Below are 17,637 nucleotides of genomic sequence, written 5' to 3' on the forward strand. Positions count from 1 at the left end.
GCCAGGCTCCGGCGGAACAAACCGGGCCGCCCGGTGCTTCTGCTACGCGCACCCCATTGCCTACCTTTGCCCGCGCTATGCTTGCCTTCTCCGACCTGCCCCCGCTGCTTTCCGGTACCCTGCTGCAACTGCCCGCCGCTTCGGCCACGGTGCAGCACCTGCTGCTGGACAGCCGCCGGGTAGATACGCCCGCCGACAGCCTGTTTTTTGCTTTGCGCGGCCCCCAGCACGACGGCCACCGCTACCTGCCGGAGCTGTACCGGGCCGGTGTGCGTCAGTTTGTGGTGCAGCAGCCGGTGCAGCTCACCGAGTACCCCGAGGCCGGCTTCGTGCTGGTGCCCGATACGCTGGCGGCTTTGCAGCAGCTGGCGGCCTGGCACCGGCAGCGGTTCACGTTGCCCGTATTCGGCATCACCGGGTCCAACGGCAAAACCATTGTGAAGGAATGGCTGGCCCAGCTGCTGGCCCCCGATGAACTGATCTGCAAAAGTCCGCGCTCCTACAACTCGCAGGTGGGCGTGCCCCTGAGCGTGTGGGAGCTCACCAGCCAGCACTCGCTGGGTATTTTTGAAGCCGGTATTTCGGAGCCGGGCGAGATGCCGGCGCTGGCCCGCATCATCCAACCCACGCTGGGCATCTTCACCAACCTGGGTACTGCCCACGATGCCGGCTTTACCTCCCACGCCGAAAAGGTGGCTGAAAAGATGCAGCTGTTTGCGCAGGTGGATACCCTGTTCTACTGCGCCGACCACGAACTGGTGCACGCCGCGGCCCGTCGGCAGCTCAACCCCGCCCGCACTACGCTGGTAGCCTGGACGCGCCACCGCCCCCGCTTCGACGGCCAGGAGGCCGATGCGCTGGTAACGGTGCAGGAGGCCGCCGCCGACCGCACCGTGGTGCGCGTGGAGCGGGCCCGGCCCCGCCCGCAGGAGTACACCTTCACGCTGCCCTTCGCCGATGAGCCCTCCGTAGAAAATGCCCTGCACTGCCTGCTGGTGCTGCTGTGGCGGCAGGTGGCCGCCCCCGAAATTCAGCGCCGCCTGGATAGGCTGCAGCCCGTGGCCATGCGCCTGGAAATGAAGCAGGCCCTCAACGACTGCTACATCCTCGACGATACCTACAATAACGACCTAGCCGGCCTGCGCCTAGCCCTGGATGCCCTCACCCGCCAGTCGCGCCGGGGCCGCCGCACGCTTATCCTGTCCGATGTGCTGGAATCGGGGCTGGGGGGGGCCGAGCTGTACGCCCGGGTGGCGGCCCTGCTGCCCCCGCACGGCGTGGAGCGCCTCATCGGCATCGGACCCGATATCAGCCAGCACGCGGCGGCGTTTGCGGGGCTGCGGGCCGAGTTTTACCCCGATACTACTGCCTTCCTCACCAATTTTCAGCCCGAGCAGTTCCGCCAAGAAGTGCTGCTGGTGAAGGGTGCCCGCCGCTATGGCTTGGAGCGGGTGGTGGCGGCCTTTCAGCAGAAGCTGCACGGCACGGTGCTGGAGGTAAACCTGGATGCGCTGGTGCACAACCTCAACTTCTACCGCCGACGCCTGCAGCCCGGCGTGAAGCTCATGGTGATGGTGAAGGCCTTTGCCTACGGCAGCGGCTCGTCGGAAGTAGCCAATCTGCTGCAGTTCCACCGCGCCGATTACCTGGCCGTGGCCTACGCCGACGAAGGCGTGGACCTGCGCCAGCACGGCATCAGCCTGCCGCTGATGGTGATGAACCCGGCTCCCGAGTCGTTTCAGAAGCTGCGGCAGTACCACCTGGAGCCCGAAATCTACTCGTTTGAGCTGCTGGAAACGTACCTGCAGGCGGCCCGCGAAGCCCCCATGCCGGCCATTCACCTGAAGCTGGATACCGGCATGCGCCGCCTGGGGTTTGCCGAAGAAGACCTGCCCGCTTTGTGCCAGATGCTCCGCGCCAACGCCGCCCACCTGCGCGTAGCCAGCGCCCTCACCCACCTGGCCGGAGCCGACGAGGAGCAGCACACCGATTTTTCCCGGGCGCAGCTGGCCGCCTTCGGGCGGATGGCTCCGCAGGTAGAAGCGGCCCTGGGGTATTCCATTCTCAAGCACGCCCTCAACTCGGCTGGCATTGTGCGCTTCCCCGAAGCCCATCATGACATGGTGCGCCTGGGCATTGGATTGTACGGGGTAGAGGCCACCGGCCGCGAGCAGGACGCCCTGCAGCCGGTGAGCACCCTGCGCACTACCATTTCCCAGGTAAAAACCCTGCCCGCCGGCCACACCGTGGGCTACGGCCGCCACGGCCACGCCACCACCCACGAGCGGCGCATTGCTACCCTGGCCATCGGTTATGCTGACGGCTACGACCGGCGTTTCGGCCGCGGGGTGGGGGAGGTGCTCATTCGGGGGCAGCGCGCCCCCCTGGTAGGCAACGTGTGCATGGATATGTGCATGGTGGATGTCACTGATATTCCCGCGGCCCAGGCCGGCGACGTAGCCGTGGTATTCGGCCCGGGCCTGCCCCTCACCGAACTGGCCCGGCGCATCGGCACAATTCCGTACGAGCTGTTGACCAGCGTGAGCGAGCGGGTGAAGCGCGTGTTCGTGGCCGAGGATTAGCAACAGGTCCTCTTCCCCTCGGCTTGGCTTAAGCCGCCCGGATTTGCGTAGGTTAGAGCCTTCAAATAATCTCCCTAACCAAAACACGCTCTCCCATGCACAAAACCCTTCTTTCGGCCCTGGCGGCCACGTTGTTGCTGGCTTCCTGCTCCGACCTCAAGAAGCCCGAAGAAAAAGACCAGCTCTCGGAGGCTACTGCCGATACGGCCGTGGTAGCCCGCACTGGAGAAACCGTGGGCAGTGCCGCCGAAAACGCCGCCGCCAGTGCTGGTGCTGCTGCCGAGAAGGCCGGCAACGCCGTGGCCAATTCCTGGGACATGACTACCGCCAGCCTCGCCGACGTGAAGCTGGAAGAAATTGACCTGCCCGAAGTGTCGGTGCGCGGTGATGACACCTATAACGTGTATGGCCTGGAAGAAAAAGTGCTGTTTGACACCGATAAGGCCGAAATCAAGCCCTCCGCCACCCGCGCCCTCTCCGAAATCAGCGCTTCAATTGCCCGCCGCTTCAAAGGCAAGGATGTACGCGTGATGGGCTTCGCCGACTCGCGCGGCGATAAGAGCTACAATAAAGAGCTGAGCGCCCAACGCGCTGCTGCCGTGAAAAAATGGCTGGTCAGCAACGGCATGATGACCGAAACGCAGGTAACCCTGGAGCCAATGGGCGAAGCCGCTCCCGTCGCTACCAATGCCACTCCTGCCGGCCGCCAGCAAAACCGCCGCGTAGAAATTGCTGTGCGCAAGTAAGATTAACGCACGATTTCGTACCACCGCAAACAAAGAGCCCGCTTGCAACTACAAGCGGGCTCTTTGTTTGCGGTGGTACGAAATCGTGCGTTAATCCTTGATCTGGTCTACCTCGGCCCGGATCATGGCGTTGTAGCGCATGCCGTTGTTAGCCAGCGTAATCAGGCTCCAGCCGCGGCCAATAGTGTAGTTCCAAGTGCGCGCCTCCTTGAACTCAAACGTCGGACGCAGAATCTGACCGTAAGGCGTGTAGTTATCCATGAAGTTGGTGGTGTAGAAATTGTCGCCACTGACAATCCACTCCATGGCTACGAAGAAGCCCTCTACGGGGGCTTCAATGTTGTATTGGGTAAGATCAACAGTGTACCACTCGCCACCCTTCGGAGCCGAAACCACGATGTTTTCCGTCAGCAGATCGGTGTTGGGCGAGTTATAGTTGCCATCAGCCTTGTACAGGCGCACCCGGAACGGCTCCCGGGGAAAACCATTTTCCCCGATATAAAATGATACCGAGCGCACGTTGCCCAGCTTCTTGCCCTTCTCGTTTTTCACAAAGAAAGCGTACTGGCTGCCGGGCATACCCTGAATCATGCCTTCGCCGGGCGTATTGGAGTTGGAGCCCAGCGCCAGGTTTTTCACCTTGCCGCCCTTCACTGTTACGTTAGCCAGCTCAATAGCGCGCTTAGGCACCTCAACAATCATATCCTGCACTTTAATGCCAGGTTTGATGAGTACGGCCTTGCGGTAATAGCCCAATGCCATGACCACCAGAGAATCCTGCTGGTTTTTCTGGGGCATAGCCATCTGAAAGAAGCCATACTCATTGGTCAGAGCGCCCGTTTGCTCTTCCTTCAAGCCGATAGAGGCAAATGGAATGGGTTCCTTCGTCTTTTCATCGACGATTCGGCCCGTCATTTTAGCGTCCTGAGCAAAGCCAAGAACTGGCAGTAAAGCCAGCGCAAAAAGAGAAAGTACGCGTTGAAGCATATGCGAGCAAGCTAGTGTATATCCCAAAATTACAATGAAAAGTGGCACATAACGCAATACTTCCCTGAATATTTATACCAATACAATTCCTCTGCGGAATAATTACAAATCAGCCGCTTACCTGCTTTTCTCTCGGGCTGAGTAGCGCCCTGCGAATTTTGGCTGAAACATAATTGGGTGGTACCTTTGTTTGAAGTAAGTCTAAATAGCCCTCTGCCCGTGTCCAACCGCCCACCGCTTGCCCCCGTTTCTTCAGCGCCCCGCAGCGTAAATGACCTCCAAATGGGGGAGAGCGGTACGATTTGCTGCCTCAAAGACCCCGAAATGGCGCTGAAGCTGCTGGAAATGGGCTGCATTCCGGGCACGCAGGTGCGCCTGAACAGCCGGGCCCCGCTGGGCTGCCCCATCACGCTGGTGGTGGGCGATATGGCCGACTACACGTTGTCGCTGCGGGTGAGCGAAGCGGCCACCATTCTTTTGAAATAAGTACGCATACATGGCAGGTGGGCAATTACTTTCCGGACGGGCCGGGGCCGGTGTTTCGGCCCAGCAGCTGGAAACAGCCGCCCAGCGCCACCCTGGGGCGCTGACCCGCATTGCGCTGGTAGGCAACCCTAACTCCGGCAAATCCTCGCTGTTCAACCAGCTCACGGGCCTCAACCAGAAGGTTGGTAATTTTCCCGGGGTCACGGTTGACCGCAAAACCGGTATCAGCCAGCTGACGTCGCAGCACCGGGCCGAAATCATTGATTTGCCGGGAACCTACTCGCTCTATCCCAAGAGCCTTGATGAGAAGGTAATTACCGACCTGTTCTACGACCAGACCAGCTCTCAGTACCCCGATTTCGTGGTGGTAACCGTGGATGCCAGCAACCTGCGGCGTAATCTGCTGCTGTTCACGCAGCTGGCTGATATGGGCCTGCCCACGGTGCTGGCCCTGAACATGATGGACGTAGCCGAACAGCACGGGGTAACAATTGATATTCCGGCACTGCAGCAGGAGTTGGGCGTGCCCATTATCCCGATGAATGCCCGAAAGGGCGTAGGCATTGCGGCCCTGAAAATTGTAATGGCGCAGACGCTGGATGCCCCCACGGGGCAGTTTTATCAGCCCGCCGAGGACCTGCTGCCCATGATCCGGCAGATCCGCTATTACTTCAACCTGCACAATGATTACCTGGCGCTGCACTACGCCCACCAGTACCGGCACATTGGCTTTCTGTCGGCCGATGACCGGGCCTACGTGCAGGAACTGACGGAGCAATACGGCTTCAAGCCCACCGAGCAACAAGCCCAGGAAACCATCAGCCGCTACCAGCGCATCAACGAGATTCTGCTGAATTGCGTGTCGGTGACGCGCACGGAGCAGAATGAGCCTTACAGCAACCGCCTGGACAGGGTACTGACGCATAAGGTGTGGGGCTATCTGATTTTCTTCGGGGTGCTGTTTCTGATGTTTCAGGCGGTATTTGCCTGGGCCAGCTACCCCATGGACCTCATCGACCAGGGCGTGGCCTGGATCAACGGGCTCATCCAGACCAACTTTGATGGGCCGTTGATTAATCTGCTCACCGAAGGCGTACTGGCGGGGCTGGGCGGAGTGCTCATCTTCATTCCCCAGATTGCCTTGCTCTTTGCCTTCATTGCGGTGCTGGAAGAAACCGGCTACATGGCCCGCGTCACGTTCATGATGGACCGCATCATGCGGCGGTTCGGGTTGAACGGCAAAAGCGTTGTACCCCTGATTTCGGGGGTGGCCTGCGCCGTGCCGGCCATCATGAGTGCCCGCACCATCGAAAACCGCAAAGACCGGCTCATCACCATTTTCGTGACGCCCCTGATGTCATGCTCGGCCCGGATTCCGGTGTACACCGTGCTCATTGGCCTGGTGGTGCCCGATGAGCGGGTGCTAGGTATTTTTAACCTGCGCGGTATTGCGCTGATGGGGCTGTACCTGCTAGGATTCTTCGCGGCTATTCTCTCGGCCTGGGCCATGAAGCTGCTGCTCAAAACTCAGGAGCGGAGCTACTTCATCATGGAGTTTCCGGTGTACCGCTGGCCGCGCTGGAAAAACGTGGGTATCACCATCGTGGAGAAGGTGAAAGCCTTTGTTTTTCAGGCGGGCAAGGTGATTTTGGCTATATCCATTCTGCTGTGGGTATTGGCTTCCTATGGGCCGGGCTCGGCTATGAACCAGGCGGAATATCGCGCGTCTGCTCAAGGACGGGCCTCCGGACTAAGTGCTGCTGAAATTGATTCCCGTGTGGCTTCGGAAAAGCTGGAGGCATCCTATGCGGGCCATTTCGGTCACCTCATTGAGCCGGCCATTCGACCATTGGGCTTCGACTGGAAAATTGGTATTTCCCTGCTCACCTCGTTTGCAGCCCGGGAGGTGTTTGTGGGTACCATGAGCACCATTTACAGCGTGGGCCAGGACGCCGACCAGCAGACGGTACAGCAGAAGCTGGCAGCTGAAAAGGACGTGAACGGGCAGCCGTTTTTTACGCCGGCCCGGGCCTTTTCGCTGCTGGTGTTCTACGTGTTTGCCATGCAATGCATGAGCACCCTGGCAGCAACGTACCGGGAAACCAAGGGCTGGACCTGGCCCTTGTTACAGTTATTCTACATGACGGGCTTGGCCTACGTATCGTCGCTGCTGGTGTACCAGCTGCTGAAGTAGCATTCCCCCTCACGCACGAGCCGCAGGCGAATTGCTCCGCGTACGTATCGCACGCCTGATACTCGCTCCGCTCGTGCGCGAAGCAGAACTGCGCGCTACTGCCCAATCAGGAACACGGCGGGCTGCTTGTGGATATCGGGCAGCGGGTGCTTTTTCCAGCTGGTCACGGTATCGGTGCGGATGTACTCGTTTTCGGCGGTGAGGCTGGCCGCTACGCAGAGGCGGGTGCCAGGGTGCAGGGTGCTAAGCAAATCCTCCAGGAGCGGCAGGTTGCGGTAAGGTGTTTCAATGAAGAGCTGAGTCTGGCGTTGCTGCAGGGCCTGCTGCTCCAGCTTTTTGATGGCCGCCGTGCGTTTGGCCCGCTCAATGGGCAAATACCCGTGAAACGCGAAGCTCTGCCCGTTCATGCCCGAAGCCATAAGAGCCAGCAGAAGGGAAGAGGGGCCTACCAGCGGCACCACCCGCAGGCCCAGCTGATGGGCACGGCGGGCCAGCTCGGCGCCGGGGTCGGCAATGCCGGGGCAGCCGGCCTCCGAAATTACGCCCGCATCCTGACCAGCCACCACGGGCTGTAGCGCGGCCTGAATCTGAGCCTCGGTGCTGTCCTTATCAATCACGCTGATGTGCAGGTCCTCAATTACCTGCTGCGGGGCCATGCTTTTGATGAAGCGGCGGGCCGTGCGGGCATTTTCCACCAGAAAATACGGCAACGCCTGAATCCGCTGGGATACCTGGGGCGGCAGCACCTGGGCGGCCGTATCGTCGGCCAGAATGGTGGGGATGAGGTAGAGGGTACCGGGCACAGGAAAATAATCTTGTGTGTGAAAAAAACGCAGAAGCCGTTACTGTCCCAGAAACGCCGTAACGAGCTGAAATACGTCCTCGGGCTTCTCGGCGTGTACCCAATGGCCGGCATCAACTACGGTTTCCACCTGAGCGTTGGGAAACAGGGCCGGAATGGCGTACAGCTTATCCTCGGGGCTGATGTAATCAGACTTGCCGCCCCGGATGAACAGTGTGGGCTTCAGAAAGGGTTGGGCGGCCGTAATTTCGGCCCCGATGTCGTCCATTTCGGCGGTGAGGGCAGCCAGGTTGGGGCGCCAGGCGAAAGAATTGTCTTCGCGGCGGTAGAGGTTTTTGAGCAGAAACTGCCGCACATCGGGCCACTTGATGTGCTGGGCCAAGGCTTCATCGGCTTGCTGCCGGCTTTGCAGCGTGGCCAGCGGCACAGCATTCAGACCGGCCACAATATCGTCCTGGTGGCGCATGTCGGAGAAGCGCGGGGCAATGTCCACCACAATCAGCTGCCGCAGGCGCTCGGGGTGGTCCAAAGCAAAGCGCATGGCTACTTTGCCGCCCATGCTGTGGCCCATCAGGGTTGTATCGGGCCCTAGCTGCAACTGGTCGAACAGGCCGTGCACATCCTCGGCCATCAGGGCGTAGGTATGCTCGGGAGCATGGGGGGAGCGGCCGTGGTTGCGCAGGTCCACCACAATCACCCGGTGGCCGGCGTCGGCCCAGCGCCGGGCCAGCGTCTGCCAGTTGTCGAGGGTGCCAAACAGCCCGTGCAGAATAACCAGCGGGGTACCTTGCCCCATTTCGCGGAAGTGTAGTTGCAGCATCACCCTGCAAAGATGGGGCTTCGGGGCCGGAATAGCGCGAAGGTTTCCTTCAGGCCTGCACCAGGGAGGCGGCTGGTAGCTGCACGCAGGCATTGGTGCCCTGGCCGGGTGTGCTGCTGAGCAACAGCGCGCCGCCCTGCCGAATGGCAAACGCCCGGCACAGCAGCAGGCCCAGCCCGGTGCCCGAGCGGGGGCCCCGGGGGGCCGGGGTAGGTAACTCTCGGCTCAGCAGAGGAGCTAGCTGTTCCGGCGTCATGCCCGCGCCGCTGTCCTGCACGCACAGTTGCACCGTGGCTGCCTCCGGGGCAGTAGCCATTAGCCGAATGCTGCCGCCCGCAGGCGTAAACTTCAGGGCGTTGCCCACCAGATTGCGCAGCATCGTTTGGGTCATGTGCGCGTCGGCCCACACGGTGAGCTGGGTGGGGCAGTCCACCAGCAGGCTGATTTGCTTGGCTTCGGCGGCATTCACGTACAAGTGTACGGTTTCCTCGAACAGCTCCCGAACTACCAGCCGCTCGGGCCGGAAAGCCAGCTCACCGGTTTGGTTTACGGCCCAGTTGAGTAGGTTGTCCAGCAAGTGATTCAGTTGCTGGGCCGACTGCCGAACCAGCGTCGGCAGCCGACGCAGACCGTCCTCATCGCCCTGGCGCAGGTAAAAATCAATCAGTTCCGTAACGCCGGCGAAGGCCGTAACCGGGCCCCGTAAATCGTGGGCAATAATGGCGTACAACCGGTCTTTTGAGGCAGCCAGCTGGCGCAGTTCCTGCGTAGCTTCTTCCAGCGCGCGGTGGTTGGCAGCCAGGGCTGTCTGGCTGCGGCGCAGCTTGGTGTAGAGGTAAGCCATGCCTCCCAGGCCCAGCAGCAGCGCCGCAATGGCCACCCACTGCGCGCGGTTGCGCTGCTGCATAGCCTGTTCGCGCTCCGTGAGGCGCTTTATCTCGTGCTCCTTGTCAGCGGTTTCGTAGCGGGTTTGCAGGGCCGTGAGGGTTTGCACCCGGGAGCGGCTGTTGAGCGAGTCGTTCAGGTCCCGGTAGCGGGTTTGCCAGTAGTAGGCCTGCTCAAACTGCTGGGAGCTTGCGTTGATTTCTGCCAGCAGGTTATATGCATCCAGTACTCGCTCCTTATAATTGATGCGCCGGGCCAGCTGCAACGCCTGCCGGGTTAGGCTATCCGCCTCGGGTAACTGGTTTTGTAGCAGCAGTACGGTGGCCAGCAGCTCCAGGTGGCCCGGCTTGAATCGGTTGTTGGTTTGCGTTTCGGTGAGAGCTAGGGCCTGGCGCAGTAAGCCTTCGGCTGTTTCCAGCTGGTTCATCTGCATATAAAAAGAACCCATGTCTGCCAGGTACAGCGACTCGCCTACCCGGTCGCCGGTGCGGCGGGCCAGCTGCAACGCGCGCCGGGTGTATAGCAGTCCTTGGGGCCGCCGCTGCAGATAAAAATATAGGTTACCCAGATTACCGAACAGCATCAGCTGAGTGCGGGGCCGTACATCCGGCCGATACACGTAGCGCAGGGCCTGCTGGTAATTGCGTAGAGCCGCGGCCGTATCGTTGCGCTCATGGTAAATGCCGCCCATGCCGGTGTAGCTGCGCACCAAGGCATCATTGGAGCGTAGCTGTCGGGCCAGGGCCAGGGCCTCCTGCTGCAGCCGCAGGGCATGAGGTCCATCGGCTAGGTTCGCATAGCAGCTAGCCAGGTTCAGCAAAGCCGGCAGCAGGCCCGCAGGGTAGTTGAGCTTCCGGGCCAGTGCCACGCTTTGCTCGCCGTAAGGAAGGGCGCGGGTAGGCTCATTATCGTGCAGTGCGTAGCAAAGAGCACTCAGCAGGCGCACCCGGCCGGTGTCGGCGGGCTGGGTGCGTAACTGGCGCAACAGACCGGGCACCGTAGCCGCACGAGTCTCGATGCTCAGGCCAAGGCAACCCAGCAGAAGCGCAACTAAAACAAAACGCCGCATGAAAAACGGGGCAATAAGGCGGTGGTGTATAGGCAACAATAGCCGCCTAAACAAGCAAAGCAGGACAGTAAACAAATATAGCGGGCCCCGGGTAATTTGTATTAAGGCCGTAAAGCAGTTGTACGGGAGGAAGAAAGAGTTGGCTGCTTGTTGGCTTTTTTACACCCAGCAAAACCAACGCTGCCGCCGTTGCAGCGGAGCATTGCGCAGAAAATCAGCCACGGGTTCGAGAGGCAGGAGCAAAGATGTAAGCACGATGACCTGCCCGGAGTGGAGTTGTAGCTGCAGGTAGTTGTAAGAACTCCAGAACAGCCGGTCGGAGGTGCAGGTCACAAACCGCGCTTCCGCTAGATCACGCTTCTCAAACGGAATTCGCTGGTCGTTTTCGTACACTTCCAGCACATTGTGCCTGGGGTCGAAAACGACTCTAGTGGATTGGTTACGCAGATAATATTGCCCGTGCAGTAAAAACGCCGGTACCGAGAAGCCCAGTATGATGGCCGCCAGAGCCAGTAGCAGCAGTAGCTCGTAAGCGGAAAGGCTGGCTGCATACACGAAGGATGCCATGAACGGCAAGCCCACTGCCAAGCACAAAAGGGGCCAGAACAACAGCCGGAAATGCCGGGCGGCCCCCACCCGGTACACCCGGCTTTTACGGCCGAAAAGTCCCGTTAGCAGCCGTAAGCCCATCAGGACCACGCCTACTGCGGCCGCCGCTTCCAGCAGCGGCCGCAACACCGAGAAAAGCTTCATGTGGCTACTGTTGTTGCTGGCCGCTGCTGTGTATCTGCTGGTGTAATGATTTGGTAGCTAGGTAGTAACAACAATCCAGGGCTCAGTAGAAGTGTGTTCCCGCAGCTGCCCGAAGGCCTCCAGCGTGAGTCCGTGCCGGGCAAATATGGCCTGCACGGCGGCCCGGCTATCAGGCTCCACGCACACCAATAGTCCTCCGGAAGTCTGCGGGTCGCAGAGCCAGGCGCGCTGCTCGTCGGTAATGGGGCCTACCTTGTGGCCGTAGGAGTCCCAGTTGCGTACCGTGCCGCCCGGAATGGCCTTCTGCTGCCGGTACTGCTCGGCCTCGGGGAGGCGGGGAACCTTAGCGAAGTTAATTTCAGCCGTGAGGTTGCTACCCTCGCACACCTCGGCTAAGTGGCCCAGCAACCCGAAACCGGTTACGTCCGTCATGGCACGTACGCCGGGCAGCTGGCCCAGCTCCGCCCCAATTTTGTTGAGCTGCATCATGCTTTGGGGGGCAATGTGGGCGTGCTCGGGCTGCAGCAGTCCTTTTTTCTGCGCCGTGGTGAGCATGCCCACGCCCAGCGGTTTGGTTAGGTACAGCTCGCAGCCGGCCGTGGCCGTGTCGTTCTGCTTCAGGTTTTCAATGCGGAGCAGCCCCGTGACGGCCAGCCCGAAAATGGGCTCCGGCGAGTCGATGCTGTGGCCGCCGGCCAGCGGAATACCTGCCTCGGCGCAGATGCTGCGGCTGCCCTCAATTACGCGCCGCGCCACTTCGGGGGCCAGCTTGTCGATGGGCCAGCCCAGCACCGCAATGGCCATAATGGGCCGCCCGCCCATAGCATACACGTCCGAAATGGCATTGGCTGAGGCAATACGCCCGAAATCGTAGGCATCATCCACGATGGGCATGAAAAAATCGGTGGTGCTGATGATGGCCTGCCCGCCCCCGATGTCGTACACGGCCGCGTCGTCGCGGGAGGCGTTGCCCACCAGCAGCTGCTCGTGCGGGGGCTGGGGCAGGCTGGTATGCAGAATCTGGTCGAGAACCTTCGGGGCAATCTTGCAGCCGCAGCCTGCGCCGTGGCTGTATTGGGTCAGGCGGATTTCATCGGTGGGCTGAACGGGAGTAGGCATGGTAGCGGTTGATACGTGCAAGGAAGAGAAGTTTAGAGGGACCAGAATGCCTGTTGCAGCACCACGCGGTAGCCGTCGGGGTCTTCAAATGTAAGACCCTGCTGGTCCCAGTACGGATTATAGGAGGGCACCGGGGCAAATCCGGTTGCCCGCATCCGAGCCACCGCCGCCTGCCACTCAGCCGCGTCGGGCAGGTAGAATACCACGAGGTTATCCAAGGTTGGAGCTCGTCCGACAAGGTGGCCCGGCTGATGAGTAAACTCGAAGTGGTAGGGCGCCTGCGGGTGGCCCAGCATCACCCCATCAAATCCGTTGTGCGCCGTAAATGAGGTGAGTACCTGCAGGCCTAGCCCGTCGCAGTAGAAGTGAAGCAGCGCCGATAAATCATCGGTAGGGCGGGCCACACGCAGGAGTGGAACGGGCATAATAGTTACCGTTAGGAGTGTGTCGCCAGGGTGGTCTGCAGCACCAGCTCGGCATTAACGGCCGGGTCGCAGGTGTCGGATTTGACGGAGATGAGGCGGCGGCCGCCGAGCCCGTGGGTGTAAGTGCGGTCATAATAGTCCAGCACCAGGCTCACCATCTTCTCCATATCCTCTTCACCAATAGCTGCCAGGGCCTCTTTGGTCACCAGCCCGCCCAGCCGCTTCCGGATGCGCAGGATGGAGGCGGCCAAAGCGGCCGGATCGTGGCGGCCGTATTCCTCGGCCAGCTTGCGCACGCGCTGCTGCCGGGGTACTTCCAACAGCACCAGCGGGGCGGCGTGCATCTGCTCGTAGAGGGTAACCGGCAGATGCACCGGCCCGATGGTGCGGCTTTCGTCTTCTACCCAAATCGGCAAATCCGGCGTAAAGGCGGCCAACGCAGCAGCCAAATTGTTCTCGAACTGCTCCTGGGTGGGCGAAGCCGGCTGCCCGATACTGCCGAAGGCCGAGCCCTTGTGGTGGGCCAGCCCTTCGAGGTCGAGAACGGGCTGCTGCCGGGCGGCCAGGGCGTGCAACACGTCGGTTTTGCCTGAGCCGGTGAGGCCACCCAGTACCCGGAGCGTGCGGGGCTGGGCAAATTCGGCCAGGGCCCAGCGGCGGTAATCCTTGTAGCCCTTCTCCAGCAGTTCCACCTGAAAACCAGCCAGCTCCAGCAGCCATTGTACTGCCCCGGAGCGCATGCCCCCCCGCCAGCAATGCACCCGCACGCGCTTGTGCGGGGCCAGCTTCTGCGCCAGCTTCACCAGCTGGCTCATCTTCGGCCCAAAGAAATCCAGCCCTAGCAGTACGGCCCGGTCCTGGCTGATCTGCTTGTAGGTAGTGCCAATGCGGGCCCGTTCATCATCCGTAAACAGGGGAAAGCTTACTGCCCCCGGAATGTGACCCTGGGCGTACTCAATGGGCGCGCGCACATCCAGGATGGGCACTTCGGGGGCACCCGGCAAAAACTCGGAAAGCGGAATACGGGGCACGGCGGCGGTGAAATAGTGAGATGGTGATATAGTGAGATGGTGAAAGGGTGAGTTTGATGTTCAACCTACGCAAACAGTATCAGCTGAACAGACAACTCACTAATTCACCAACTCACTTCAGCTGTCGGCGGTAGAGCTGGATGGTATTTTCCAGGCCCAGATACAGCGCATCGCAGATGAGGGCGTGACCGATGCTGACTTCCTGCAGGCCGGGCAGGTGCTGGTGCATGTAAGCCAGGTTGTCGAGGTCGAGGTCGTGGCCGGCGTTGAGGCCCAGACCCAACTCCTGGGCCAGCAGAGCCGCTTCCCGGTAAGGGCGCAAAGCCGCTTCGGGGCCGGCGTGGTACTGACGGGCGTAGTCTTCGGTGTACAACTCAATCCGGTCGGTGCCGGTGGTAGCGGCGGCGCGCACCAGCTCGGCCACGGGGTCGAGGAAGATGCTCACCCGGCAGCCCAGGTGTTTAAGGTCGGCCACAATGCCGCGCAGGTAGTCCTGGTGCTGAATGGTGTTCCAGCCGGCGTTAGAGGTAATGGCGTCGGGCGCGTCGGGCACCAGCGTCACCTGCTCGGGGCGTACCTCGCGCACCAAATCCAGAAAATCGGGGGTGGGATTACCTTCTACGTTCAGCTCGGTGGTTACTACCGCCTTCAGGTCGCGCACGTCCTGGTAACGGATGTGGCGCTCATCGGGGCGGGGGTGTACTGTAATGCCCTGGGCTCCAAACCGCTCACAATCCTTGGCCGCTTGGAGCAGGTCAGGACGATTATGGCCGCGGGCATTCCGCAGGGTAGCTATTTTATTGATATTTACGCTGAGCTTAGTCATATTCAGAAGCGGCGCTGAGGGTGAGTACGAAGTCAAAGATACGTAGCCCCAACAGCGCCGGCCCATTTTAGTTGAAGTAGCTATGGTTGCCCGCCTTCCCATTTCTGCCCGGCCCGCGCTGTGGTTTGGCCTGCTGGTACTGGCCGTTGTGTGCATTGAGTGGCTGATCATCCGGCAACCGGTGTTTCGGCAGCACCCTCAGTTGCCGGCCGCCGTGAGCTTCGACGTGCTGGTGGGGCTGCCCGTGCTGTTCTACCTGCTGGTGGTGCGGCCCTACCGGCTGCCGGTACGCACCGTAGCGGTGGCCTTCGCCGCTGCCGTGGCTTTGAGCTACTGGCTGCTACCGGCTCCGCAGCAGCAGTACGTGCGGTGGGCGGGACAGGCCCTGAGTGGGGTAGAACTACTGACCACCGCGCTGTTGCTGCTGAACCTGCGGCGGCTACAGCAGGCCTACCGGGCAGCTGCAGCGCACACAGCTGGGGTGGCTGAGCGGCTCACAGCCGCCTTCCGGCAGGTGTTTGGCCGGCCGCTGGCCCCGCTGGTGTTCGAGCTGCTGGTGTTTTACTACGCCCTGGCAAGCTGGCGGGCCCGGCCGGTGGTGCCCGCTGGCAGCCGCGTGTTCAGCTGCTATCAGGAGTCAGCATTTACGGCCTGCGTGGGCACGGTAATGCTGCTGTCACTGGCCGAAATGGGGGCTTTGCACCTGCTGCTGGTCCGCTGGAACGCGCTGGCCGCCGGGGTGGCGCTGGCCCTGCACCTCTACGGGCTGATATTGCTGCTGGCCCACGTCCGGGCCGTGCGGCTGCTGCCGGTGCAGCTCTCGGCCGAGCAGGAACTGCTACTCCGCGTTGGGTTTTTCTGGACAGTGCGCTTGCCCCGCGCTGCCCTGGCGGCCGGGTATCTACTACGCGACGCACCCGCCCCGGCTCCGGGCCGGCTGAACTTGGCCCGACCCCTGCTTACGCCACCCAATGTATTACTGGGGCTAGCCGGCCCGCAAAGTATCATGGGACCTTACGGCCTTCGCCGCAATGCCCGCGAACTGGCCTTCTACGTAGACGATGCTGCCGGTCTGCTGGCGGCCCTGGCACTGCCCGAAACCCCGGCCGGCCACCCCGTATTCGGGAATAAGCCGTAATCTTGCACCCTCATTATCCCCTCTCGCTATGGCTCTGAAAGAAACCATTGACGCCGATATTAAAAAGGCCATGCTGGCCAAAGACAAAGTGCGCCTGACGGCGCTGCGCAGCATCAAATCCCAGATTATGCTGGCCGAAACGGCCGAAGGTCAGCACGGGGCGGCCCTCACGCCCGATGCCGAAATGAAGCTGCTGACTAAAGCCGCCAAGCAGCGCCGCGAAGCCGCCGAGATGTACCAGAAGCAGTTTCGCTCCGACTTGGAAGAAATTGAGCTGGCTGAACTGGCCATCATTGAGGAATACCTGCCCCAGCAGCTTTCCGAGGCTGATCTGGTAGAAAAGCTGGTGGGCATCATCCAGCGCGTAGGTGCTACCGGCCCTTCGGATATGGGCAAGGTAATGGGTGTGGCCGCCCGCGAGCTGGCCGGCCTGGCCGACGGCCGCCTGATTTCCCAGACCGTCAACAATCTGCTCAACAACACAAACCTGTAAAGCGGAGAAAGATGTGAAATGTGACTGAATGTGAGATTCGGAAGGCTTTTAACTCACCAGTGTCATGTACATTTCTCACATTCAGTTACATGTCGTACATTCCTTGCTATGTCCACCTTTGACATCCTGCTTCTGATTCCGCTGGCTATCGGGGCTGTGCAGGGGTACCGGCGCGGGCTGGTACTGGAGGTAGCGTCTTTGCTGGCCTTCGTGTTGGGCGTGGTAGGAGGGCTGGCCCTGCTGAACGACGCCATTCCGCTGGTGCGGCATTACGTGGGCGAAGCGTTTGGGCTGTTGCCGCTGGTGTCGTTCGGGCTGGTGTTTGCCGCCATCGTCTGGGGCGTCCATCTGCTCAGCAAGTTCATCCGGACGGCCGTGCACCTCACCCCCCTCGGGCTACTCGATAACGTGGGCGGCGCGGCCAGCGGCGTGCTGAAATGGGTGCTGGGCATGAGTCTGCTGCTGCACGGCATCGGGCTGGCCGGTATCCAGCTCATTGCTCCCCAACTGCTGGCTACTTCCCAGGTATTACCGATTGTGCGGGAAGCCACGCCCGTGGCCCTGAGCGTGGTGGGGTTTGTGCTGCCCTTTGCCGGCACCCTGCTCGATAGGCTGCGGGAAGTGTTCTGAACTACCCCGGCCAGCGGCTCCGTTACCGGTATTATGCGTCTGTTACTGCTCGATAATTTCGATTCCTTCACCTATAACCTGCTGGATTACCTGCGGCAGCTGGGGTGCGAGGTGCTGGTGCGCCGCAACGATGTGCCTTTAACCGAGTTGCGGCAGCTGTCCTTCGATGCGCTGGTACTGTCGCCGGGGCCAGGCACCCCGGCTACGGCCGGTAACCTGCTGGCCGTGGTGCGGGAGTACTACGCCAGCAAGCCAGTGCTGGGCGTTTGTCTGGGGCATCAGGCGTTGGGCGAGTTTTTTGGGGCGCAGGTGCAGCGGGGGCAGCGGCCCATGCACGGCAAGGTTTCCGACATTGAGTGGACACAGCCGGACGCGCTCTGGCAACACTTGCCGGTCCGGATGCCGGTTACGCGCTACCATTCATTGGTGGTACAGCACCTGCCCCCGTGTCTGCAGGCCCTGGCCTTCACCGCCGACGAAAGCCACGAGTTGATGGCCCTGCGGCACCGTACGCTGCCGCTGTACGGCGTGCAGTTTCACCCCGAGGCCCTGCTAACCCCGCACGGCCTGGCACTGCTGGGCAATTGGGTCAAGAATTGTATCATTGCACAGTCCGCCCCGGCTCCGGCCGGAGGCGGGCTCATTCCTTAG

17 protein-coding genes are annotated in these 17,637 nt (G+C 61.3%); 8 read left to right on the forward strand and 9 right to left on the reverse strand.

The window, feature by feature from the left end; genetic code table 11:
* Positions 1 to 77: 77 nt before the first annotated feature.
* Positions 78 to 2,582, forward strand: a complete 2,505-nt coding sequence (locus ACN19L_RS14155; RefSeq protein ID WP_426490145.1) for a bifunctional UDP-N-acetylmuramoyl-tripeptide:D-alanyl-D-alanine ligase/alanine racemase — start codon at positions 78 to 80, stop codon at positions 2,580 to 2,582.
* Positions 2,583 to 2,677: 95 nt separating this feature from the next.
* Positions 2,678 to 3,328, forward strand: a complete 651-nt coding sequence (locus tag ACN19L_RS14160) for an OmpA family protein (RefSeq protein ID WP_426490146.1) — start codon at positions 2,678 to 2,680, stop codon at positions 3,326 to 3,328.
* 90 nt (positions 3,329 to 3,418) lie between these two features.
* On the opposite strand, the gene ACN19L_RS14165 is transcribed toward ACN19L_RS14160, so the two are convergent.
* Positions 3,419 to 4,315 carry a carboxypeptidase-like regulatory domain-containing protein gene (locus ACN19L_RS14165; protein ID WP_426490147.1) on the reverse strand — a complete coding sequence of 299 codons (897 nt, stop codon included), beginning with the start codon at positions 4,313 to 4,315 and terminating at the stop codon, positions 3,419 to 3,421.
* 219 nt (positions 4,316 to 4,534) lie between these two features.
* Here ACN19L_RS14165 and ACN19L_RS14170 point away from each other — a divergent pair, with 219 nt between their 5' ends.
* Positions 4,535 to 4,801, forward strand: a complete 267-nt coding sequence (locus tag ACN19L_RS14170) for a FeoA family protein (RefSeq protein ID WP_426490148.1) — start codon at positions 4,535 to 4,537, stop codon at positions 4,799 to 4,801.
* A gap of 10 nt (positions 4,802 to 4,811) precedes the next feature.
* Complete coding sequence (gene feoB, locus ACN19L_RS14175; protein WP_426490149.1) at positions 4,812 to 6,995, forward strand: ferrous iron transport protein B; 2,184 nt, start codon at positions 4,812 to 4,814, stop codon at positions 6,993 to 6,995.
* 95 nt (positions 6,996 to 7,090) lie between these two features.
* Here feoB and ACN19L_RS14180 read toward each other — a convergent pair whose 3' ends face one another.
* The 8 genes from ACN19L_RS14180 to ACN19L_RS14215 form a co-directional block, all read right to left on the reverse strand.
* Complete coding sequence (locus tag ACN19L_RS14180) at positions 7,091 to 7,798, reverse strand: SAM-dependent methyltransferase (protein WP_426490150.1); 708 nt, start codon at positions 7,796 to 7,798, stop codon at positions 7,091 to 7,093.
* Between the two features lie 39 nt (positions 7,799 to 7,837).
* Positions 7,838 to 8,617, reverse strand: coding sequence for an alpha/beta fold hydrolase (locus tag ACN19L_RS14185; RefSeq protein WP_426490151.1), 780 nt, complete (start codon positions 8,615 to 8,617; stop codon positions 7,838 to 7,840).
* Positions 8,618 to 8,666: 49 nt separating this feature from the next.
* A complete protein-coding gene (locus ACN19L_RS14190) occupies positions 8,667 to 10,571 on the reverse strand; it encodes a tetratricopeptide repeat protein (RefSeq protein ID WP_426490152.1) in 1,905 nt (634 codons plus the stop codon).
* Positions 10,572 to 10,730: 159 nt separating this feature from the next.
* On the reverse strand, positions 10,731 to 11,324 hold the full coding sequence (locus ACN19L_RS14195) for a hypothetical protein (protein ID WP_426490153.1): 594 nt from the start codon (positions 11,322 to 11,324) through the stop codon (positions 10,731 to 10,733).
* Between the two features lie 57 nt (positions 11,325 to 11,381).
* The gene (gene selD / locus ACN19L_RS14200; RefSeq protein ID WP_426490154.1) at positions 11,382 to 12,443 is read right to left on the reverse strand and encodes a selenide, water dikinase SelD; all 1,062 of its coding nucleotides are present in this window, start codon (positions 12,441 to 12,443) and stop codon (positions 11,382 to 11,384) included.
* A gap of 32 nt (positions 12,444 to 12,475) precedes the next feature.
* Positions 12,476 to 12,868, reverse strand: coding sequence for a VOC family protein (locus ACN19L_RS14205; protein ID WP_426490155.1), 393 nt, complete (start codon positions 12,866 to 12,868; stop codon positions 12,476 to 12,478).
* Positions 12,869 to 12,879: 11 nt separating this feature from the next.
* Positions 12,880 to 13,899 (reverse strand): tRNA 2-selenouridine(34) synthase MnmH, encoded by a 1,020-nt coding sequence (mnmH, locus tag ACN19L_RS14210; RefSeq protein WP_426490156.1) that lies wholly within the window; start codon positions 13,897 to 13,899, stop codon positions 12,880 to 12,882.
* Positions 13,900 to 14,011: 112 nt separating this feature from the next.
* The gene (locus ACN19L_RS14215; RefSeq protein WP_426490157.1) at positions 14,012 to 14,725 is read right to left on the reverse strand and encodes a pyridoxine 5'-phosphate synthase; all 714 of its coding nucleotides are present in this window, start codon (positions 14,723 to 14,725) and stop codon (positions 14,012 to 14,014) included.
* Positions 14,726 to 14,807: 82 nt separating this feature from the next.
* Between ACN19L_RS14215 and ACN19L_RS14220 the strand changes: the two genes are divergently transcribed.
* The 4 genes from ACN19L_RS14220 to ACN19L_RS14235 all read left to right on the forward strand — a co-directional run bounded on the left by ACN19L_RS14220 (position 14,808) and on the right by ACN19L_RS14235 (position 17,637).
* On the forward strand, positions 14,808 to 15,863 hold the full coding sequence (locus ACN19L_RS14220; RefSeq protein ID WP_426490158.1) for a hypothetical protein: 1,056 nt from the start codon (positions 14,808 to 14,810) through the stop codon (positions 15,861 to 15,863).
* Positions 15,864 to 15,891: 28 nt separating this feature from the next.
* Entirely contained in the window at positions 15,892 to 16,356 is a 465-nt protein-coding gene (locus ACN19L_RS14225; protein WP_426490159.1) for a GatB/YqeY domain-containing protein, read from the forward strand.
* 108 nt (positions 16,357 to 16,464) lie between these two features.
* Entirely contained in the window at positions 16,465 to 16,986 is a 522-nt protein-coding gene (locus ACN19L_RS14230; protein WP_426490160.1) for a CvpA family protein, read from the forward strand.
* 33 nt (positions 16,987 to 17,019) lie between these two features.
* Positions 17,020 to 17,637, forward strand: a complete 618-nt coding sequence (locus ACN19L_RS14235; RefSeq protein ID WP_426490161.1) for an anthranilate synthase component II — start codon at positions 17,020 to 17,022, stop codon at positions 17,635 to 17,637.

It is taken from the genome of Hymenobacter sp. 102 (genome assembly GCF_049949205.1).
Lineage (GTDB): Bacteria > Bacteroidota > Bacteroidia > Cytophagales > Hymenobacteraceae > Hymenobacter.